General features: G+C 46.3%; 21 protein-coding genes. 4 read left to right on the forward strand and 17 right to left on the reverse strand.

All coding sequences use genetic code 11. From position 1 onward, the window contains the following. Positions 1-10: 10 nt before the first annotated feature. The 9 genes from BM003_RS06465 to BM003_RS06505 form a co-directional block, all read right to left on the reverse strand. Complete coding sequence (locus tag BM003_RS06465; protein WP_093671293.1) at positions 11-1,300, reverse strand: MDR family MFS transporter; 1,290 nt, start codon at positions 1,298-1,300, stop codon at positions 11-13. Positions 1,301-1,812: 512 nt separating this feature from the next. Continuing rightward, on the reverse strand, positions 1,813-2,805 hold the full coding sequence (locus tag BM003_RS06470; protein ID WP_093671295.1) for a D-2-hydroxyacid dehydrogenase: 993 nt from the start codon (positions 2,803-2,805) through the stop codon (positions 1,813-1,815). An 80-nt stretch (positions 2,806-2,885) separates the two neighbouring features. Beyond that, on the reverse strand, positions 2,886-4,067 hold the full coding sequence (locus BM003_RS06475; protein WP_093671297.1) for an MFS transporter: 1,182 nt from the start codon (positions 4,065-4,067) through the stop codon (positions 2,886-2,888). A 173-nt stretch (positions 4,068-4,240) separates the two neighbouring features. Continuing rightward, complete coding sequence (gene dat, locus BM003_RS06480; RefSeq protein WP_177184673.1) at positions 4,241-5,101, reverse strand: D-amino-acid transaminase; 861 nt, start codon at positions 5,099-5,101, stop codon at positions 4,241-4,243. A 286-nt stretch (positions 5,102-5,387) separates the two neighbouring features. Continuing rightward, complete coding sequence (locus BM003_RS06485) at positions 5,388-6,449, reverse strand: iron-containing alcohol dehydrogenase family protein (RefSeq protein ID WP_093671299.1); 1,062 nt, start codon at positions 6,447-6,449, stop codon at positions 5,388-5,390. Next, positions 6,436-7,107 (reverse strand): MtnX-like HAD-IB family phosphatase, encoded by a 672-nt coding sequence (locus tag BM003_RS06490; RefSeq protein ID WP_093671301.1) that lies wholly within the window; start codon positions 7,105-7,107, stop codon positions 6,436-6,438. The genes BM003_RS06485 and BM003_RS06490 overlap by 14 nt, the downstream gene beginning before the upstream one ends. A gap of 275 nt (positions 7,108-7,382) precedes the next feature. Next, the gene (locus BM003_RS06495; RefSeq protein ID WP_177184674.1) at positions 7,383-7,964 is read right to left on the reverse strand and encodes a competence protein ComK; all 582 of its coding nucleotides are present in this window, start codon (positions 7,962-7,964) and stop codon (positions 7,383-7,385) included. Positions 7,965-8,663: 699 nt separating this feature from the next. Continuing rightward, a complete protein-coding gene (locus BM003_RS06500; protein ID WP_245734111.1) occupies positions 8,664-9,728 on the reverse strand; it encodes a PTS sugar transporter subunit IIC in 1,065 nt (354 codons plus the stop codon). 191 nt (positions 9,729-9,919) lie between these two features. Beyond that, entirely contained in the window at positions 9,920-12,250 is a 2,331-nt protein-coding gene (locus BM003_RS06505; RefSeq protein ID WP_093671521.1) for a YfhO family protein, read from the reverse strand. A 249-nt stretch (positions 12,251-12,499) separates the two neighbouring features. On the opposite strand from BM003_RS06505, the gene BM003_RS17575 reads away from it, so the two are divergent. From BM003_RS17575 to BM003_RS17815, 4 genes are all read left to right on the forward strand, one after another. Beyond that, on the forward strand, positions 12,500-12,640 hold the full coding sequence (locus BM003_RS17575; RefSeq protein WP_177184675.1) for a hypothetical protein: 141 nt from the start codon (positions 12,500-12,502) through the stop codon (positions 12,638-12,640). Positions 12,641-12,687: 47 nt separating this feature from the next. Further along, positions 12,688-13,593, forward strand: a complete 906-nt coding sequence (locus tag BM003_RS06510; protein WP_093671305.1) for an aldo/keto reductase — start codon at positions 12,688-12,690, stop codon at positions 13,591-13,593. Between the two features lie 77 nt (positions 13,594-13,670). Continuing rightward, positions 13,671-13,919, forward strand: coding sequence for a hypothetical protein (locus BM003_RS17810; RefSeq protein WP_218143221.1), 249 nt, complete (start codon positions 13,671-13,673; stop codon positions 13,917-13,919). Then, complete coding sequence (locus BM003_RS17815) at positions 13,916-14,317, forward strand: alanyl-tRNA editing protein (RefSeq protein WP_218143223.1); 402 nt, start codon at positions 13,916-13,918, stop codon at positions 14,315-14,317. The genes BM003_RS17810 and BM003_RS17815 overlap by 4 nt, the downstream gene beginning before the upstream one ends. A 192-nt stretch (positions 14,318-14,509) precedes the next feature. Here the strand turns inward: BM003_RS17815 and BM003_RS06520 are convergent, their stop codons facing one another. The 8 genes from BM003_RS06520 to BM003_RS06550 form a co-directional block, all read right to left on the reverse strand. Continuing rightward, complete coding sequence (locus BM003_RS06520; RefSeq protein ID WP_093671307.1) at positions 14,510-15,340, reverse strand: energy-coupling factor transporter transmembrane component T family protein; 831 nt, start codon at positions 15,338-15,340, stop codon at positions 14,510-14,512. Continuing rightward, positions 15,312-17,045, reverse strand: a complete 1,734-nt coding sequence (locus tag BM003_RS06525) for an ABC transporter ATP-binding protein (protein ID WP_093671309.1) — start codon at positions 17,043-17,045, stop codon at positions 15,312-15,314. Before BM003_RS06525 ends, BM003_RS06520 begins: the two co-directional genes overlap by 29 nt. A 79-nt stretch (positions 17,046-17,124) precedes the next feature. Then, positions 17,125-17,682, reverse strand: a complete 558-nt coding sequence (locus BM003_RS06530; RefSeq protein WP_093671311.1) for an ECF-type riboflavin transporter substrate-binding protein — start codon at positions 17,680-17,682, stop codon at positions 17,125-17,127. A 132-nt stretch (positions 17,683-17,814) separates the two neighbouring features. Beyond that, the gene (locus tag BM003_RS06535; protein ID WP_093671313.1) at positions 17,815-18,654 is read right to left on the reverse strand and encodes an SAM hydrolase/SAM-dependent halogenase family protein; all 840 of its coding nucleotides are present in this window, start codon (positions 18,652-18,654) and stop codon (positions 17,815-17,817) included. Positions 18,655-18,783: 129 nt separating this feature from the next. Next, positions 18,784-18,951, reverse strand: a complete 168-nt coding sequence (locus BM003_RS17580) for a hypothetical protein (RefSeq protein ID WP_177184676.1) — start codon at positions 18,949-18,951, stop codon at positions 18,784-18,786. A 109-nt stretch (positions 18,952-19,060) separates the two neighbouring features. Further along, positions 19,061-19,741 carry a YczE/YyaS/YitT family protein gene (locus tag BM003_RS06540; RefSeq protein ID WP_093671315.1) on the reverse strand — a complete coding sequence of 227 codons (681 nt, stop codon included), beginning with the start codon at positions 19,739-19,741 and terminating at the stop codon, positions 19,061-19,063. 323 nt (positions 19,742-20,064) lie between these two features. After that, positions 20,065-21,471 (reverse strand): dipeptidase PepV, encoded by a 1,407-nt coding sequence (gene pepV / locus BM003_RS06545; protein ID WP_093671523.1) that lies wholly within the window; start codon positions 21,469-21,471, stop codon positions 20,065-20,067. Between the two features lie 173 nt (positions 21,472-21,644). After that, complete coding sequence (locus BM003_RS06550) at positions 21,645-22,133, reverse strand: GNAT family N-acetyltransferase (RefSeq protein ID WP_093671317.1); 489 nt, start codon at positions 22,131-22,133, stop codon at positions 21,645-21,647. Positions 22,134-22,325: the final 192 nt, after the last annotated feature.

Consider the following 22,325-nt stretch of genomic DNA (forward strand, 5'->3'; position numbering starts at 1 on the left):
CATCCTTTTATTAAAGACTGTTTGATTGACCGGATACTGTCAGCTTTCTCCGATCATACATCGAGAACATCACACCGTAACTAATCATACCGAGAAAAGCAATTGTTCCGAGGATCACAAAAGTCCACGAATAGCCGAACCATACGGTCATCGGTATGGCGATCGGAGCAATGGTACGTCCAAGTGAAAAGCGCAAGCCTGACGCCGCAAAATACTGAGCGCGCAAATGTTTCGGGGCCAGCTTGGCGATGAAGCTGTCTTGAACGCCAACGGTCATCAGCTCCGCCCAAGAAAAGAGCACAATGCCAAAAAGCAAAAGCCAGATGTTCCGCGTCGATCCCATCAGAATCATGGCAATTCCATAGCAAAAAGAAGACCCCATAAACACATTGCCCTCACGAAATTTCGTCATCCATTTGGTCACGATAACCGTCAGAAGCGCCACGCAAAGCCCGTTCATCGACACCATAACACTGAACAAGTTTCTTCCGGTGATTTCCACCTGCCAATTGCCAAACGATAACAGCGTCTGAAGCGGCACCTTATTCGTCGTGTACACCGCGATCAGCATATCAAGCTGCATAAATGTCTGAGCGACCAGCACACCGGCCAATATGTAAAGCAGAAAAATGTGATCCGTGAAAATGACTCGATAATCACTCAACTGATCAATCAAATGGTTCATCCAGTTGGGCTTTTCCTCTTGATGAGTCTCCCGCACTGCTTGCGGCGCTGTCTCATGAATCCAGTGCTGCAGTGCCCAAATCAAGCCGGCACTCACAGCGGTGCAGATCACCAAAAATAAAAAACGCTCATTGAAAAAGAAGATTGCGCCTAGTAGCGGTCCAATAACAACCGTTACGTTAATTGACGTATAAAATACTGCGAACACGCTTGCCCGATGCTGCTCAGGAACGACATCGGCGATCATTGCGCTGCTCGCCGGCCAGTACAGTTGACCGAACAAGCCAAGCCAAGAAAAGCTGATAAACGTCAGCCATGGCGAGACAAGCCAAGGTGAATTTGCGAAGGCAAAAAATGCGAAACATACCGTCTGGCCAATTGCAGAAAAAACCATCATTCGTTTCCGACCAAAATGATCGGCGCAATAGCCGCCGAAAAGTCCGATCACAACACCTAGAACTTGTGAAAGAACCAGCAGCATTCCGGCCATTTCCTGACCGAAATGTTCCGAAAAATAGATTGCCATAAACGGAAAATACATCCAAAAAAGAACATTGAATAATCCTTCACCAATAAGCCGAACTTTTAAATTTATATCCCAGTCACGCCACTTCATTAAAACTACCACCTTCTCGCCAAACTAAAAAAGAGTCCGCACTCGGCAGTCGTACACCGAGCAACAGACTCTTTCCATTCTAAAGTCCTGAGGCACAGCTACGCTTTTCTCTGACCTTTCATCCGATTTCGTGGCAAAACAAATGTCGCTGCTAAAGCATTCAACTTTTCATTTACCGAGAAAATCGTTTTGTGATTACGCGCAGTCATGGTTCAACCCTCATTTTTCATTATATAAACTAATTATTTTCTACCCAGTTCATTAAGCTTCATCTGTGACAGCCTTTGCATTATACGTTATATTTTGCCGTTTGACAAACAACAGGATGCTAATTAAAAACTGGGCAAAAAGCGCCCGGTCCTTTACCATCACTCCAAATGCGGCATTAAGCATCAGCCTTGTGCTGACACCCCAGTTACTCGCTTGCCGCAGGCGTCTCGCGCTTTCGTGTCTGGTTTACACTTTTGCTTCGTCAAAAATCATATATCTTCTTATTTTTTGAAAAATACCGTCTAATAGCCGAGTTCTTTATTCACCAAATTAAGTAGGGGGCGTCCCTCCACGTAACGGTGAAGATTCTCAATAAAGAGATCCATGTAGCGCCGAGACGTATGCGCCGAATAGTAGGCACGATGAGGCGTCACAATCACACGATCCATCGTCCAGAATGGATGAGCAGTCGGCAGCGGCTCTGCCTCAAACACGTCAAGTGCCGCGCCGGTGATCCGGCCGTCTTTTAAGCACTTCTCCAAATCCGATTCAACGATCAGATTACCGCGGCCGATATTGACAAGATAGCTGCCCATTTTCATCATGCTCAGCCTTTTCTTGTCAAAGGTATGTACGGTTTCCTTTGTCGAAGGCAGTGCCAGAATGGTAAAATCCGACTGAGCCAGTACTTCATCTATATGTTCCATGCCAACAATCTGATCTGCCGGTTCCTGATCCCCATGCCTTTTCTTGGGATTTCGCCGGCAACCAATTACTGTCATGCCGAACGCTTTGCACCGGCGAGCAATCTCATAACCGATCTCGCCATAGCCGATAATGCCTACCGTCTTCCCCGCAAGGTCATCGACAGGTGCTTCGTCCCACTCGCCAGCAATTTGTTTGCGGACAAAATGCGGTAGTTTTTTCGCAAGACCTGTAATCATCGCCAGCACGTGCTCGGCAATTGGAACGGAGGTGCAGCCTTTTGTATTGGTAATCTGTAACCCATGGTTAACAACTTCTTGGCGCAGCATCATGTCGACGCCGACACTGGTCGATTGTACCCATTTAAGGTTTGTCGCTTTAGGTAGGATTTTCAGATCATCACGATACCCCGCTGTCAGCATCACATCACATTCAGCGAGTGCGCCAAGCGGCTCAGGCTCAGGCGTTCCGTATGGCCATGGATCATAGACAATCTTCTGGCTCACATTCACGAGCTCGTGAAGATAGTCATTTGGCAGTACATCCCGAATGTAGATAATCGGCTGCTTTCGCTTTGTATCGAATTTCATTAATACCGTCTCCTCCTTCTTCAGAGCCCTCTGAAACTATGTTTTTTGAATCTATTTTGTCTTCGTTTTATATAGGTCACTTATCTTGCCGCGTACTCATTCACATGAGGATGATCTGTCCGCTTTTTTTCACGGAAAACGAATACCGCAAGCGTTATCAAAACAAGGGCGGTCGCCCCCCAAAAAGGTGCAGAATCCTGGTAGAAAAACAACCAGCCGGCGAGTAGTGGTCCAATGCTTCGTCCCAAACTATCCATTGCCTGCTGCAGACTCATCACCATCCCCTGCCCGACAGTATCTTGTTTGGACAGGAGCGAAACCAGCGTTGGCTGAACCAATGCGTTGCCGATTCCGATCAGCGCGCAGCCAATAAAAATCATCCACACCGATTGCGAAAATGCGATGCATGCGTACCCACCCGCATTAATGAGCGATCCGAGTTTTGCGATACGCAGTTCACCGAGCTTCCTGTAGATTGTGCTCATGACAAATACTTGCAGAATAACGGTGGCCAAGGATTCCGTGCTGAACGCAAGACCTGTCTGACTCGCGTTCGTGCTAAAGCGTTCAATCATAAAATAGCCGAGCATCGAGAAGAAGCCGGATGCAGCAACAGCAATGCCAAAGGTCATCAGAAACAGTTCCCAGCAGCCAGGCTGAATTAGGATGCCAATGGATTTCACAAATGACGGGTTATCTTTTCGAGCCGCTTTTCGCTTTGATTCTTTGAGAAAGATGATTGCGAATGGAATCGTGATAAAACTGAGAAGCGATGCCACGATAAACGGCATGTTGATTCCAAAAGGTGACAACGCGCTTCCGACGACTGGACCGCAAAGAAAGCCGAGCGTATTGGCCGCTGCCATTTTCGCAATCACCGGCCCGCGCTGCTTCTTGTCATACACATCGCTAATCATCGCGTAAACCGCCGGCATGGTTCCTGTAGAAACCATCGCCCCGATGATTCGGATCAAGAGCAATTGAGCGTAGCTTTGGGCGAAGATCATCAGAAGAAAAGCGATGCCAAAACCAAACAGCCCGAAAACAAGTATCGGCTTGCGACCGATTCGGTCGATCAATCGTCCCCAAAACGGAACAGTTACAAACTGGGAAAACGCCCATCCGGTAATCAGCGACCCCATCTGAAACGAATTAAGTCCAAGATGGGCAGCTAGATAAGGCAGAGCTGGAAAAACGATGCCGTAGCCCGTCATCGAAAGAAACATAATAAAAGCCAATAAATAAAACGAACGTTTTGCCATTGATACTCATCCTGCCCCACCTATGATGTCTTTGCGTGAAAAAACAGCCATTCATTCTGATAACGAACAGCTGCTTTGTTGCCAACTTTCTAATTTTACGATAATTATATGAAAAGGTCACTGAATTTCAGACAACTCAGGCCGCCTTTTTCCCGTTTTTCAAGATAATTAAATTAAGCTTGAGTATCAGAAATAAATCGCTCAACTTCACCGTTGAATGCGTCGAGCAGTCGCTTTGAAATCGGTCCGGGCACGCCGTTGCCAATCAATTGCTCGTCAATCTGAATAACCGGGGCAACACGCTCACCGGTACTGGTAAGGAATACCTCATCAGCGTGCAGCAATTCATCCGTTGTGTAGGTTCGCTCCTCAACCGGGATACCGAGCCGTTCAGCAAGCTGAAGCACAAAGATTCGCGTAATTCCGTTCAGGATAAAATGATCGGCAGGATGGGTAATCAAGATACCGTCCTTCACCATGAATGCGTTGCAGGTAGTGCCTTCGGTCACCACACCGTCACGGTGCAGAATCGCATCCGCAGAGCCTTTCTCGAACGCTTCCTGATTTGCCAGCACATTGCCGAGCAGGTTCAGCGTCTTGATGTCACAGCGAAGCCAGCGAATATCATCAAGCAGACTCACTTTGATTCCGTCCGGATACAAGTCTTCGTCCTTCGTCGTCGCCTCGATACTGCCGGTAAGCACGCAGTCGATCTTTTCCAGTGGGAAACGATGTTTTCTGGCGATCGCGCCACGTGTAATTTGGAAATAAATATAACCGTAATCCATCTGATTATCGCGAATCAATTTGTCCAAGTTTTCCACAAGGTGGTCCGTATCATATGGAAGTGAAAGCCGGAGTTCACGCGCGCTCCGTTCGAGCCGTTTCATATGGAGGTCAAGTAGAAACATTTTTCCGTTATAAACTCGGAGTGCCTCATAAATCCCGTCTCCGAATTGATAACCGCGATCTTCCATGTCGACTTTGCCTTGCTCCCTCGCCAGAAACGAGTCGTTGTATAAAATGGTGTTCATTATGCTGTTCCCCTCTCCGCTACTGTTCATTTCATCAATGCTGCGTTTCCGGATTACGACCGCCGATTCGAGTTCATCAGGCTGCGGACCCGTTCCGTTCTTAATTCATCTATTATACCTTGCCGATTGAACTTGCCTCAACCACTTTTTTTCTCAATTTTACGTAAAAAAGCAAAGACACAAGTGCATCTCCGCTTAAGGGATAAGTCAATTCTGATTTTTCTTAAAGCCGATATTTTGGAAGTTGTATCAAAGACAACTTTTCGTCTTGTGTAAACGTTGATGCTTAAGCAAGAATATCCTTCAGAATCGGATCGTCATGCAGGATCTGGTGAGCCAATTCACGATAGTTAGCGACATGGAGGAATGTATAGCGCATCGGTTTCATTTCCGGCGCTCGGTCAATGGCCATATCGAAATCAGCCATCGTCATGCCAACCGTCTTGGCAAATGTGAAAAATCCGGTATCCTGGAGTACCTTCGTGATACGTTCATAGCGATGGTTCTGTACCTTGCTCATCAAATACGAGGCAACGCCAACTTGAATACCGTGCAGCTGCGGCTTCGATGAGAACGTATCAAGCGCATGAGAAATCAGATGCTCGCTGCCACTGGTCGGCGCGCTGTTACCCGCGATTTCCATTGAAATTCCCGCCATTGTCAGTGAATCTACGAGTTCTTTAAGGAAAAGATCATCGCGAATTGTACCGAAGTCGGTGCGGACGAAACTGTTGACTGCCTTTTTTGAAAGCATCAGAGCGCAGTCATCTACCCGTGTGTGTCCGTTCTGTTCTTCAAAGATCCAATCCTCGGCTGCCGTGATCTTCGAGACAAGGTCGCCGACACCTGAATAGATAAAGCATTCCGGCGCGTTTTTGACAACATCAATATCAATCAAGATTCCGTATGGCATTTTTGCGTGTACGGAAATGCGGCGTCCGTGTATCGTGAGTGAGGTATTGGAACTGGAAAATCCATCGTTCGATGTTGAAGTCGGCACACTGATAAACGGCCATTTACGCAGCAGTGCCGTATACTTGGCTGCGTCTAATGCCTTACCGCCTCCGATGCCGATCACCGCCTCCGTCTGGAAAGGGAGTTGAAAGGCGTGATCGACGACACTGTCAATATCAATGTCGCTGACCTCTTTCGTTTCTAGGATGTCAATCCCCGCTTCTTTCATAGAAGCAAACACTTTTTCTCCAAGCATATCTGTTAAACCCATGCCGAAAAAAATAACGACCTTTTTAAATTGATGGCGACCAAGCAGCCGTCCGATTTCTGCTAAATTCCCTTTTCGTACATCGAGTAATGAAGGAACAACAATCTGGTGATTATCGGCTCCCATTGATGATGGCCTCCTCATGTGCGGCAAGATAGTTCGCTACATCTTTAAAATTAGTGATCGCGACATACGACTTGTTTTCTTGATCAAGCAGTGGCTGAAGCTTCCCTTTGGCAAAAATAGTGTCTGCCAGCATTGCCGCTTTCAAGTCAGGCAAGCTGTCTCCCGCGAAAAATACTGTATCATAATCCTTCATTAAGTCTTTCGCAAGCTTCTGTTTATCAATCCCATACAGTTCCGAGTAATAGGTGCCGTTCGGGTCCGGTTTCAACTGAATACCTCTGTTCTCATAGACTCCGGGATTGGAATAAATTTTCACATCTGTTATACCCTGTTTTTCGAAAATATGCTTAATGTAGTAATCTGTACCAGCGCTAATCACTACAAATTCTCCACCCATATTTTTGACTTGTTCGATTACACGTTTCGCGTCAGGATCAAAAGGAACGGCGTCAATGTCCTCATCGATTTGAGCTTGATCGCGATCTATTGAACTGAACAGACGGCTTAAATAATCGATATCAGTCATGACTTTCTTATCCCAGTCATCATAGAGTTTTTCGCGTTGATCGGCGAAATGGCGGTCAATAATGACATGGAAGAAATCTTTATCGGATAATGTTCCGTCAAAGTCGGAAAGAAAGAGGAATGATTTTGTCATATAATAATGCTCCTTTATCTCTTCTGTTATATTACAGATTCAGTATAACAGATAAGTAATCGTTTTGAATTTTATGGAAACGCAACCAATGTGTCAAAGTGATGAAGATCGAAAATGATTTTCTTTTGGTCCCAAACAATCCGCGTAAATGCGTTAATTAGTATGCCTTATTCTTTGTGTTTTCATTTTGAATTTCAACACACATGCAACGAAAAAAACCGATGATCCGTGAATCTTGATCATCGGGAGAAACTATTTGAAAGCTTATCTAGTTGTCACTCATCAGTGACAAGGTCATCACCATCGATATCAACATAATAAGTACCGTTCTCTTTCAGAATGATCGATTGCGGTTTATTCTCTTCTTTCGATTCCGTGACGGTTTTGTTTGACGCGATCCGTTCATGAAGCTCCCTACTGTACTGCATTGCGCGAAGCATACGACCGCTGAATGGTCCGGAGTTCATCGGAAGCTTAATCTCATTGTCCTGCGATAGCAATACGGAAAGACAGCCTTTTTCTTCGCTATCGACCCAATTGTGAACATGCATGAATGCCAGCCAAGCACAATAATCAGATCGTTCGGTCATAGATGAGATAAAGATGATTCCCAATTCTCCGCAGACACAAATCGGCGGCATACTCTTATAGCCCATATCCATGGCGACTTTCTTTCTCCCGCGATAAGTGGAACCATAATAGCCGCATGAATCCTCAACAATCCTTTTCGGCATTAGTGTCACACAGCACTTAGCGTTTTCTTCGATGACCAACGTGCCTAGACTTCCATCAACGAAACTACAAGGAAGTAACGCCATTGTCTCCGGACGAATGATATACTGTTGTAAAATTTCCATAAACATGCTCCTATTCTCATTTAGCATTTTTTGGGTATAACCTTCACAAAGACACGGCGTGTGGACTCTCATATGAGTTTGGAATTAACCGCTCCAGAGGAAAGGAAATTCAGCGGTTATTAAATTAGGAGAAAATACAGGTATTTCGTGCTCTGTATTTATACCTAAAATTATATATGGATAAACAGTAACTAATCAAGTGTTTATTAACATTATTTTCTGAAAAAAAAGATCAATTTCACAAATTGTTCAAATACCAACTACATTCTGCTTTTTATAAGATTGTACACAAAATTCCGTTCATCCCTACATATGCGCTAAAAATTGCACACAGAAAAACCAGGCAAAGAACGCCCGGAATAGAATAAGCGGAGATTTTCCGGTTATATGCATCCTGACGCTTGTTTCACCGGTAAATAAGGGTAATTTTTCCGGTTATGCAAAGAAAAATCCTCTATTTTCACGTTTTTCGATTCGATAAGCGGAATTTCTCCGTCTATTTAAGCTTTTTTTCATTTTTTTCTAGATAAGGGTAATTTTTCCGTCTATTTATCAGATTGGCGCTTACCTGATCGCCCAATCGAATCTTATGACCTTATCGTCGCACCGGCAAGGCAAAACGCTATACTTTTTTTACTTGGAACAACAAAAACACCGGCATCTAAAGGATACCGGTGCTTCTTTGATTTATTTATAGGATTATTGCTTTTCAATGTAGTCTTCCTTCGTGTAGAGGTGCAGCTGCGTGCGGCACAGCCATTCGAAGAACCAGCCGAGCGCAAAAGGAATAATAATAAAGACAAGCACAATAATCAGCAGATTGGCCGCTGTTCCGCCGCCCGGCATAAAGCGGATCGCGTTGATCGGGCCGACGAGTCCGGAGAATCCGAACCCTGCGCTGATTGGCGTTCCTTGAATCTTGAACACAACAGCCAAAACGCCGAGAACAGCCGCATTTAAAATAACGGGCAGCAGAATAATTGGTTTACGGACAATCGCCGCAATCATGATCTTTGGCGTGCCGAGTAGTGCGGATAAAGACAATCCAATTGGATTCACACGCATGCCGCCAAGAAACATGCCAACAGCAGCAGCGACAACACCGAGGTTTCCGGCACCGGACGCGATGCCGCTCATGCTGATGGCTGTCGCAATGGCTACAGTTGAAATAGGCGAAACAATAATAATTGAGAAACTGACGGCGACAAGAATGCCCATTAGAATCGGCGCCAGCGCAAAATAGCTGTCAACCAGCTGACCGACTGCCATTGTGATTTTGCGGACATAGGGCAGAATCCATAAACCAATACCACCGGAAACCACGCAGACAATCGTCGGCAAAAAAAGTGGCGCGAATGCCTTTAACCGGTCACCGATGATCAAGACAACAGCAACGGCTATACTTGCGGTCAGCAACGTGTTGATCAAATCGCCCATGCCGGTCACAAGGACACCGTTCGGCGTAAAATTCAACGCACCGGAACCAATATAAGTCGCGGACGCTACCGAAACCATTTGAATCGGATTAAATTTGAATCGAAACGCAATCGCCGTCCCAATCAACAACGGCACTGTAAACATAATGATCGTGACAATTTGCAAGATAATGGCGAAAATCGGCGCATGTGGCGCAAGTGCCTTGCATAGTTCACTAAGCAATGCCGACGGAACTAATCCGGCGACAATCCCGATAGCAAGACCGGTCAGCACATTGTTGGTGTATGATTTAACCGTCAGTGCATCATTTTTCACTTCATTTGTCAATTTAGGCTGCCTCCATCCTTTTGCTCATCTTTCTTTCTATATAATGCCCGTTCCTTGAATAAATGAACCTGCGCCTGCTATTCTACCAAGTAATCTTATAATTGTCGATACAGCGCGTTCAATCATTAAAGCGTTTAAAACTAAAAAAAGCTGCCGGATAAAGTGTATTGACTTAGATCCCGGCATTTTTTTCATTCATTAATAAATTCACGAGATGGCTGCACGCGTCTGCGAAGGAACAGACGATTTGAGAACAGGTAGGTCGCAAATATGACCATTGAAAGAAGAGCGATCACCGCGCCGGACGCGAGCCCCGGCGTATGGTAGTCAAATCGAATATGATTAGCGCCGTCCCTTACCGGTACAATCATCATACCGTCCGCGTCGATGATCGGTACAGAAATGCCATTGACCTTGGCAGACCATCCTTTGTCATAGGGCACGCTGAAGAAGGCAAACTTATCTGTATTTGCCTGAATGTTTGCGGTAAATCCTCTATGATCCCGATGGAACGCGGTTGATGCCTCCTTCGCGCGCAGCTTCAGATCCTGTTGGTATTCTCCATTAGCCGTTGTAAACAGGTCGCTTTCAGGAAGAGGCACAAGGTAGTTTTTCACTTTTGAAGCATCGCTGTCTTTAATGACCACGGCTCGGAGCAGTACCAAATGCTTGTACGCGTCCGAGACATGTTGAAAACGGCTTTGCGTGACATAGTAGTCATAGGTGAAACCGATTGGCAGCACATCCTTATTTTCATAGACATAAACCATCCCGGTACCGTTGTAAAATTGTGTGTATAAATGACCACGGCTCAACTTCACCGTACTTACATAGAAGCGCTCCGACAGCAACGGCTTCAACCCATATGCATCTGCCGGAACAATTGTCTTCACACCCCTTGGCGAACCGATCGACTTATAAAAGTCAAAAATGGAACCATTCACCATGCTTGTGAACGAATTGACGGTCGGCAACCCGGCAACCATCGCCAAGTTCCATCCATCATCACTAATGCCGATGCGGTAATTTTCCGTTATCGGCAGGCGCTGCTTCAGTTCTTTTCCTGTCTTAACAACTGTATCATGTATGGCTTTGCCATCTTGATAGTCATAGATGTTATGCGTTGCAAAAATATTAAACAAGCCCAATCCGCCGCAAAAGATCACGGTGGTTGCAAAGACGGCCGTGTACCAACGCTTGGCGTTTCGAAACCGCCAGACGAGATAATAGGTTGCGGCGAGTCCCGCGGCTGCCGCAGTCAGGTAGAAAAGGAACTGATCATAATGGAAAATCGCACTCCGCTGCGTTTCACTCCACGGATAAAAGAGCAGAAAAGCGGCCGCAGCAGCTAGAGCAGTTACCGAAATCAGCAAGCTTTTTTTTAATTGAATTGTAGTTCTCTTTTCGAGGGCAACCGCCGACATCAAGGCCATAATCAGCACCGGCATGTAAAACCAGCGTGCGTAATAGGAGGCGTTCAGAACATAAAATAAACTGTTCAAGAGTGGTACAGCCGCCATGATGATACAACCGATCATCATCCGCCGCATCCAATTTCTGCGGCCAATCATCATTGTGAGTACAAGAACCGGCCCAAAAAGCGGCAAATACGCACTGCTCGATGAGAAATCCGATGGAAAAATAGCCGACTGATGCGGCATGATGTCTGCCGGCATCAGAATTGCCTTAATGAGCTCCAAATAACGGCTTCCGGAATAGACAAGCGCGTTCGGCCCATACAAAAATGAATCCAGACGCGGATTTTGCAAGGTGAACAGAATGGCCGGAACAAACAGCAGGCTCGCCATACCGATACCGAGCAGACCTTCCCCAATGATCCGCGGCAAGCGCCGTACATAAAGTTTCCAATCTTCAGCTATGTAGCGAAGCACATAATAGAGAATTAAGAAGATGACTTCGCCAATAAAGAAAAAGAAGTTTAATGTCGCATTCAAAGCGACGGCCGCGGCAAACCAACCCTTTCTCCGGTCGATGACAAGACGGTCGAAGCCAGCCAAAAGTAATGGAAAGAACGCGACAACATCATGAAAATGGTTGAACATCAGATTAACAGTCGAGAACCCGGAGAAGGCATATAGAAGTGCGCCAATCATGGCGTAGCGACTATCTGTTACATAGCGGCGAATGTATCCGTACGCCGTCATTCCGGCGACGCAGTACTTCAGCAAGAACATCGGCCCAATCACATAGGGAAACAGCGACGCAGGAAACAGCAGACTAAGCCAAAAAAAGGGGCTGCCTAGTGTGTAAAAGCTATAGGAAGCGATAAAGTTGCTCCCGAGATCCGTTGACCAGTTCCAGAACCAATCACCGCTTTTAATCGCCTCGTTGCTCAGCATATTAAACGGAATCTGCTGATAGTTAAAATCTCCGACCAATGTAAATAATCCTTTATTCGCAATAATTGATGGAACAAACATAATTCCGGAAGTAATGAGGCAAAGTAGAAAAACTTTTGTATAATCGGAACGGTATAGCTTTTTAATAAACTGGGAAATCATCACAATGCAGTACTCCTTGTCTCGCTTTCTCGCAATCTTTGCAGATCTCTTTAATTTTACAACAGCTGTGGGGGATGGAAAGTAATAAGAATTGGAAGATTTGGCTTCGAAAAGAAAAAGGTATTTTTTTCTACCATATTATTCGTCACGAGTGACTTATTGTGGGATTATTAAGGTAATAAGAAATGCAGGCAGGAATAGGCACGGACTGTGTAAAGATACATAGAATCGGATCCGGGCCATTCAATCATGAACAACAAAGTTGAGATCAAAGCAACAGAGCGGCAACTTTTGATTCGAGAAGTTGATAACACTTATGGACTGCCGCACGCCAATCAAATTCCAGATATAGTGACAACATCTGTAATCATCCCGAACGAGAAGGAATGAAATGGTTGAATCGCCAAGACCGTAAAAGTAAAGGAGAATGATCATTCATGGAATGGAACGACGATGGACTGGACAGCGCAATGCGAGAAGTGAAAAAGCGGTCAGTCAAGTTGCCTGATGGAGCTGAAATTCCGGTGATCGGCCAAGGTACATGGCATATGGGCGACGATCCGCTTCAACGTGCCTCGGAACAAGAGGCGCTCCGCCTCGGGGTTCGTCTTGGCATGAATCTGATTGATACCGCAGAAATGTATGGGGAAGGACGTTCCGAATCGCTCATTGGTGAAGCGATTGCCGGCATTCGCGACGACGTCTTTCTTGTAAGTAAAGCTTATCCGAACCACGCGACCCGAAAAAAGCTCGCCACAGCCTGCGACCGCAGCTTGAAACGGCTCGGAACCGACCATCTTGATCTTTATTTGCTGCATTGGCGCGGGGCGACTCCGCTCGAAGAAACAGTTCAAGGAATGGAAGAATTGAAACAAGCCGGTAAAATTTTGCGCTGGGGCGTCTCGAACTTCGATACGAGCGACATGCAGGATCTTTGGTCGGTTCCAGGCGGAACGAATTGCGCCGTGAATCAAGTTCTCTATCATCTCGGATCACGCGGAATTGAGTGTGAACTCCTCCCTTGGATGCGCGAACATCAGGTTTCAGTCATGGCCTATTGTCCTCTGGCTGAAGGCGGGTCACTTAAATCCCAGCTGCTCAAAGACCCGGATGTAATGAAAGCAGCTGTCGATCACCAGGCAACACCGCTTCAGATTCTGCTCGCTTGGTCAATCCGCTATGCGGAATCCGACGGGATCGTTGCCATTCCAAAAGCCGGACGTCCGGAACACGTACTGTTAAACGCACAGGCCGCATCTATCCGATTATCTGAAGAAGAACAGCGAAACTTAAATCTCGCATTTTCGAAGCCGGCACGCAAAGTGCCACTGGATATTGTGTGAAATTGATTATTTCGTCCCCGCCTAAATTGTAAAATGGTATACTATTTTAAACTTATGACGCTTGTGGAGATGAGCATATGGCCGTTGAAAAAGTTTTTTGGAAGGATTCTTATTTAACACAAATTGATGCAGTCGTTACCTCCGTAGCTGAAAATAGTGTCACAGTCAGTCAAACGGTTGCCTATGCTTTTACGGAGGCCAAGTCTCAGACGCCGGGACTATCGGCGGCTATCCCATTCTTTCTGCAGAAAAGGAAGGCAAAGACATTCGCTACACATTGTCTGATTCACATCAGTTGCATACAGGGGACAGCGTCACGGTCGTGATTGACTGGCCCCGACGTTATCGATTGATGCGGCTTCATTTTGCTGCGGAGTTGGTACTCGAGCATGTATACCAATTTTTTCACCATCCGGAAAAGATCGGTGCCAATATTAATGAAGATAAGGCACGGATTGATTTCTATTGGGAAGGCAGCATTGCGACGATTTTCCCGGAGCTGACGCAGCGCGTGAATCAAATGATCACGGAGGATTTACCGATTATCAGCGCCTTTAGTGATGAACAGAATCAGCGAAGGTATTGGCGCATTGAAGGCTTCGCTCAGGTCCCCTGCGGCGGCACACACCTCCGCCGAACCGGAGAGATCGGACCGATTTACCTGAAGAGAAGAAATTTGGGTAAAGGAAAAGAGCGAATTGAAATTTTCTTGCAAGAAGATTAACCAATCGTCCGTCTAAATAGTAAAGTATCCCATGGGGCTTGGTCTCCTATTGATTCAAGGTGCTTTGACCCACCAGCTTGTACCTAAACGACACTTTCGCCTCTCGCTTGCCGCGGGCGCACCGTGAAGAGAAGCAAGTGAACAACCCGGCACTATAAGTACCGGGTTGTTCACTGATTTCCTGTTAGAGCATCAAATAAAAGGATTATAGTAGCGGCTGCCGCGCTGTAACGTCAACCATAGTGACAGAATGAGCAACAGTCCGGCAAATAGGACTGCTAAATAATCGATACGGGTAAACGGACGCCCATGATACCACGTTCGTTTCTTCTTTTTGCCGAATCGCCGCAGTTCCATGGCATTGCTGACGACTTCTATCCGATCCAGCGTAGAAATGATAAGCGGAATGACAATCGCCGATGCCCGACGGATCCGCCGCCCGAATTTCTGCTTTCCGGACAGATCAACACCGCGTGCCTGCTGAGCTTGAGCGATTTCATGATAACTGCGCTGCACATCGGGAATATAGCGGAGCGTGATCGATACGGCATAGGCGATCCGGTAGCTGACACCGATTCGGTTTAAGGATGCGGCAAATTCGCTCGGCTGCGTCGTTACAATAAAGAGCAGTGCAAAAGGAATGACCGCAAAATACTTTAAGCTAACGTTCAACTGGTAAAAAAGCTGTTCACACGTCAGTGAAAAGATGCCCGGAAGATGGACGAGAATATGGGTTGTTCCATAGATCGTCGTCCCCTGCCGCGGCGCAAAAATATAAATGCCCAGATTGTTAAGCAGAAGAAAAACCAGTATGAAGCTAAGGACGAAAGAGATCTCGCTCAAACGCACCTTGGCAACCCAAAAAATAATCACTCCTGTGATCAGCATAAATACAAGCACCCGCGTGTCGAAGGTGGTCATGGCGATCACAGACCAAAGAATAAAACAAATCAGTTTCGCCGCGCCGGTCATCTGATGGATCGGTGTCGCGCGGTCAATGTAGCTGAGCATGTGCATTCTCATCACACGACCGCCTCCCCTGCTCACTCTGAATAAAGTGCTTTACAAATGTCGGTGGGCTTGAAAAACCGACACGTTCAGCCAAATGATACAATGAGGTTGTCTTCAAATTGGCCCGTGACGCGATGTCAGCGTCAGAGAGCAGTTCTGCAGGCGGCTGATCAGCAATCAATCGACCGTCCGCCATCACAAGTGCGCGCTCTGTGTATTCAAGCATCAGATGCATGTCATGGGTAATCATAATCAGCGTCATACCTTTTTCACTGAGCGATTCCAAGAAGCGCATAATCTCTGTATAATGCCGGTAATCTTGACCTGCCGTCGGTTCATCTAAAATGAGCAGATCAGGATCAAGAACTAAAATAGAAGCAATAGTGACCCGTTTTTTCTGTCCGAAACTGAGTGCGGAAACCGGCCAGTTCCGGTAGGGATACAACCCGCAGATTTTCAAAGATTCATAAACACGACGCTTGATCTCTTCTTCAGCGGAACCACGAAGCCTCATCCCGAACGCCACTTCGTCAAAAATCATATTCTGTGAAATCATCTGATTCGGATTCTGCATAACAAGACCGATGTGTTCCGAACGTTCCTTGATCGTCTGCGTGCTAATGTCGCCACCGCCGATATAAATGGTGCCTGAATCCGGATGCTCAAGTCCGCAAATCAACTTAGTGAGCGTTGATTTGCCGGCGCCATTCTTGCCCACCAGTGCGATTCGCTCGCCTTTCCGTACAGAAAAACGGACATCTTCAAGTATCGGCCGATCAGGTTCATAATGAAAATTGACATGCGAAACGTTCAGAATGGGTTGACCAAGCGGATGCTCCTTTTCTGAAACGGCGGCATGCGTCCATGCAAGCAGGGCCGCTCCGGCACCGTCCAGCCTCATGTGGTCCAGCGATTCCGGGTGAAGCTCCGGCACAATCGGAATTCCGGCGCGTTTTAACGCTGTCAAATAGAGCGGCTCACGCACACCATTTGCTTCAAGAACGCCGGAACAAAGCAACTGATCGGGCGGTGCATCCGCAACGATCTTGCCATCTGCAACAAGCACAATTCGATCAATACCGATCGCAAGGACATCTTCCACTCTATGTTCAATAATGACCACAGTCACACCCGTCTCTTTTTGAATCCGGTCAATCAAGTGCATGGTCGCTTTCCCCGATGCCGGATCGAGATTGGCAAGCGGTTCGTCAAACAAAAGAATGCTGACCGGGTCAACCAGTACCCCTGCCATTGACACCCTTTGCTTCTGCCCTCCGGACAAATCATGCGGCGATTGATCAAGAAAAAGTTCCATGCCGACCTGCTTTGCAGCTTGCGCGACGGTTTTCTTCATCTCAACTTGCGGAACCGCATCGTTTTCCAAAGCAAAGGCAATATCCTCGCCAACCGTTAACCCGATAAATTGAGCGTCTGTGTCTTGAAGCACGGTCCCGACTTTCTTTGACAAAGCCGGAATACGTTGATCACCTGCATCTCCGCCCATTCGTTCGAGTGTCCCTTTGATTTCGCCTTTAAAGGTATTCGGAATTAAGCCATTAATACAGCGTCCCAACGTGCTTTTTCCAGATCCGGACGGTCCGGTAATTAAGATACGTTCGCCTTGGTTAATAGCCAAATTGATATCATACAGCGACGGACTTTCCTGACTTCTGTATTTAAAACTGAATTGTTTGAACGAGATGACCTTTTTATTCATGGCAATCCTTTAATTTTCTTTCCAGCTTGATTAATCATTCGAAAACGTACAGTAAAGATTAATCGGCCAAGAATTTGGTTTATGCTTCTTTTTTCAGACTTCCGACCTTGGTCCGTGTTTGCGTATAAATCCAAATTAAGAGTGTGCCGAAAATACCGACCGTCACTATATCCAAGATTCCGGCTGTAAAGCCCTGAACGAATACTTTGTTGGCCGGTTCGCCATAGATCGAGATATCAAGAATAGGCGCAATCAAGAACCATCCGATGGCCTGCGTCACCACTTGAAAAAGATTAAAAACGGCAATCGATTTCCAGCCGAATTCACCATCGGAAATCTTAAGAAAATGAGAGGCAAGACCAAAACCAATACCGACAATTGCCGACACAACGACCCAGCTCCACCAGACACTTCCATACTGAAGCGCGTCTCCAAGTGAATGACCGATCAAGCCGACCAGTCCACCGGCAACCGGACCGTAAACGACTGCGATCAGCGCTAAAAAAATATAGGATAATTGCACGGTCGTGTTCGGAACAAAACCAACCGGTATGGAGATATAACGAAGGATAATAAAAATAGCGGCGCCGATACCTGCGGCAACAATCGTACGAATAGACAGCCAATCTTTTTTCATCAAAATCATTCCCCTTTGAAATAATAGTATAAAAAATAGATAAGTTCCTTGATGCTGATCCTGCTGCCTGTACTAAAAGAACTAGTCATTACACTGTTCTGGACATCACCTCCTTTGCGATTACAAGATAGTTCAAACTTTGTGCAGCGAAATATGCCAGTTCGTGCCGGTGCCGATCGAATAGGCTTTGGCGAATGAGCCCTGGTTGATCGCGACACCGACATTTTCAAGTGAATTAATATAAAGCAGCGGTTCGCCGATTGCCACTTCAGCAAATGACCGGCCGAACACCATCGTATTCTCATACACGGTCCGGGTGTCGTTTTTTATTTTCACAGCCAGGCGGTCGCCGCGCGCCACATCCAGTTCGTGAAAAAGCAGATGACCGATATTCGTCCAAAGATTGCCGAAACGCACATCAAGGATATCAATCGTTCCATTTACCTGACTGTCTTCTCGATAGGAGGGAATGATCGGCAACTCAGTAACCGATTCGACTGGTACCAATTCGCCGAATTGCTCGTAATCAATGATTCCGGCTGCCAGTTTGGCACCGTTAAAGGCATAAATATCTCGACCGAAAAAAGTGAACGATTCGCCGGCAGTCGGCAATTTGTTTGCTTTCTCATCAAACGTACGCACACTTTCAATTCCTTCAATTTTTTTAATATGCGTCAGCGTCCCGTTGTCGGGTGTAATGATGTATTGATTTTTGCGCGTCCGGGCAATCACGCTGCGGCGTGTTGATCCGACACCCGGATCAACAACTGAGACAAATACGGTTCCCTCCGGCCAATAATTGACCGTTTGCCGCAACCGGTAAGAGGCTTCCCAAATGTTGTATTGCGGGATGTCATGGGTCAGATCATATATTTTCAATTTCGAATCAACAGAATTCGCGACGCCGTACATCGCGCATACCGCTCCGTCGACGAGTCCGAAATCAGTTTGAAAGACCAGTGCATTACTCATTTTGAATCACCTTTCCTGTTTGCAGTCTTTTGCTTCATTATTCCACAGACACTCACTGAAAAATCAAAAACCCCCGTCCTTAATCGATTGACTAAGGACGGGGGGTTAGCTCCGCGGTACCACCTTGATTCACCGGCCACTCGCATGACCGGTCTCAGCGAGTACATGTACTTCGTACGTATACTCCGGTTTTTGCAACAAGAACCTTAACTCGGCTCGGCTTACTTCGGCGATCAGCGCCGTTCGGCTTCGCAGCTCAGAGGCCATGTTCGAGTGCTTGCTTCTGCTCCTTTTCACCGGACGGAGCTCTCTGCTGAAAAGCGCACACTCTACTTCTTCTCTTCATCGCATTTTTATTTTGTACACTCATTATTAGTCGTTTGGAGAAAATTGTCAAGCAAATTTATTATGCTTTCGAATGCTTCACATGATGTAACAGGTGCGGCATACGCCAATGTGTCAACGCGTCCCGGTTCAGATGCAGATGAATACAGCGATCAAAAAACAGAATAAAGTATCCCATGCAAAGAAAACTGATCGCCGTGCCAAGATTGATACCAACCAAATGATGGCGAAACAGCCCGACTGATAATCCGAGTGCGAGCGGAATTCCAAGTGAAATACGCTGCGCGAGCACAACATTTCCATTTAAGTATTTCTCACGTAAAATTTTAAGCAGATCATCAAAAGGATGCAACACCAGATTGACTTGAAAATAAATCGACAGCGCAGCCGCGATACACAGTACTCCCGCAATGCAGACAATGACGCGCAATGCCCAGCCGTTCACTGTCACTGATTGCATAATAAAGAGCCACGCATCAATTAAATAGCCGAAGGACAGCATATAGAGAAAATTAAACACATCCTTGATTCCATTCCAATGCCTTCTGAGAAGGTCATCTGCGATCAGAACGATAATGCCCATAATGATCAGAACATTGCCCACCGTCAAGCCTGTAGCATTCGAAATATTGATGCTCGCCGCCGTCCACGGTGCCGAACCGAACGCTGCCTTTACCGTCAGTGCATTCCCGAATGCATTCAAGAATACGGAAAGAAACAGCCAAAACACACCTTTTGCCATTACTTTTCAATCCTCCATCAAAGCTGTCATGTCGTTGTCACCGTCGCGTGCACCAGGTCATCTCTTCCTTTTTCATCGTCAATCAAACTTCCATTCCAGTTATACAACTGATTGCGTCAACGCGCACTAATTTTGCTTCATTCGGAAGCATGAATAATGTGCAGTCATTTCGTACTCACATTCTATCAAGTTCTTCCTCAAAATGTAACCACTAATTTTCCTGAAAGTGCAAGAAAATAGCGAGGAAAAAAGCATTCACTTTTCCTCGCCATAACTATTGCTATTCTATGCAATTAGATTTCAATAATCGCTTAGACATTCATTTACCTTTCAAGATTGCCAAGTTCAGCCATCGCGTCGGCATAGATTTCCGATGCAAGCAGCAAATCATCTACTCTGACGTGTTCGTCCACTTGATGGCCAGTGTACGGATAACCCGGCATGCAAGCGCCGAAAGCAACACCGGCGTCGAGATACTGAGCGTAGGTACCGCCTCCGCTGGTGAGTAACTCGACATCTTTGAGACCCATATGTTTTTCATAAACCTTTTTCAAGATTTGGACCGCCGGATGCTTCGGATCCATGTACAGCGGTTTGCTTGTGCCGAGTTCACCGATGGATAGGCCAAGCGTCTCAACTGAGGCGGTAAGCGTCTTGGTTAATTCATCCAATGAGGCTTTGATTGGGCAACGAATATCAAGTGAAACCGTTCCACCCTCTTCACCGAAGCGGATGACTCCGGCATTCACGGTCAGTTCACCGGACACATCGTCATGATACTTGATCCCGAGCCGTTCGCCGCCAAAGTCATTATTCAGCGTATCAGCAAGCAAATTGACAAAAGCTTGTTCTTCCTTGACGATCGGCAGTTCTTTTAATGCCCCGGCGAGCAAGAATGCTGCATTCACGCCGCCGGCAGGTTCGGATCCGTGTGCCGATTTGCCTTTAACCGTGATTTTAACGCCTTGCTCTGTCTTTTCTGCAGTGAACGACACTTGGTTTGCTTTGAGTTTGGCTTGCGCATGTGTGGACCATTTCTCCGCCTCACTACCCGACAGTACGGCATAGGCATGGTCCGGCACCATATTGATCCGCTCGCCTGAGTAGAAAGAAGTAAGATGAATCGGGGCATCTCCTGCAGCTTGCGGAAGCTTGATCCATGCGCGAATCTGGCCTTTTTCAGCAAAAATCAGCGGGAATTCAGCATCCGGAGCAAATCCGAACAGTGACATTGGTTCCAATTCATTGTACTTGACCATGCATTCACAGCCGCTCTCTTCATCTGTCCCGATCACGAGACGGATCCGGTTTTTAACCGAAACGCCTGAATCTTTCAGTGCTTTGAGTGCATAATAGGCAGCCATCGTCGGTCCCTTGTCATCAATCACACCGCGGGCATACAGAGTCCCGTTCTCTTCATGAACGGTAAACGGATCGTGTGCCCATTTTCCGGTCGCCGGCACGACATCGACATGACCAAGCACGGCAATGTAATCCTCGGCATTTTCCGGTCCATATTCAATATAGCCGGCATAGCCTTGCAGCATCTTTGTCCGGAAGCCGTCGCGTTTGCCGATCGCCAGCATTTTTTCCAATGCAGCCAGCGGCCCCGGTCCGAACGGGGCGCCTTCCTTCGCCTGGCTCGCATCCTTCGTACTCGGCACCGCAATCAGTGAGGAAAGGTCTGCCAAAAATGATTCTTTATCGACTTTTGTATTTACTTGACTCATCGTTCCGCCTTCCTTTTTCATCCAAATAGTCGGCGGTTCGCCTCGATGATTCGGGCGAACACGCACATTGTACCTACACAGCATTCTAGCACAAAGCAGGGCGGAAGGAAAAAATCGGAAAAAATGTAGATGGCTCGACTCAGTAACCGTCTGAAAACTTATGGGCAGCTCTGTTAAGTAGTCAAACTTAAACTCAAAATTAATATTTCTCCATTTTCCCCAATGATTCTTCGGCCTGTATCAATAAATCCAATTTTTTCATACAATTTCTGCGCTCTAAAATTTCTATAATTTACTCCTAAAACAACTTCATTACATGCACTAAAATTATCAATTATAAATTGTCTTAACTGACCCATACCTTTTTTAGCAAACCCTTGTCCTTGGTTTGAATAATTGACTGAGAAGTCCATTAAAAGTAAAGCGTTGGGATTATCTGTATGTTTATATATAAAATCATCTGCATAGAGCACAAAAAAGCCGACAGCTTTTTTGTTCGCTGTAATTACAACGGGGTATCTATCTGTTTTAAGCAAAGCCGTTTCTAAAGCCTCAACTGGCAGAGGCGAATACTTTTGTTGATGACTTGGCAATATAAAACACTTAATACTCTCCTCATATTCTTGTTTATAAAAATCTAACGCAATATTAATTTCTAACAATCAAAGTCCCACTCTCCATTTTTAGTATTGCGCATTTTTCGTCTACTTCGCAGTAAAACACGGACGGCGCAGCAAATTCGTTACGATTTTTTTGCGGTTCGGTTCAACTTTTCGATGGTTCGGTTCAACTTCGGGTCTTCAGTTCGACTTCTCCTCTCTTGGGTTCGACTTTGATCGGGTTCGGTTCAACTT

Origin of the sequence: Sporolactobacillus nakayamae (assembly GCF_900113325.1) — a bacterium.
Taxonomy (GTDB): Bacteria; Bacillota; Bacilli; order Bacillales; family Sporolactobacillaceae; genus Sporolactobacillus; species Sporolactobacillus nakayamae.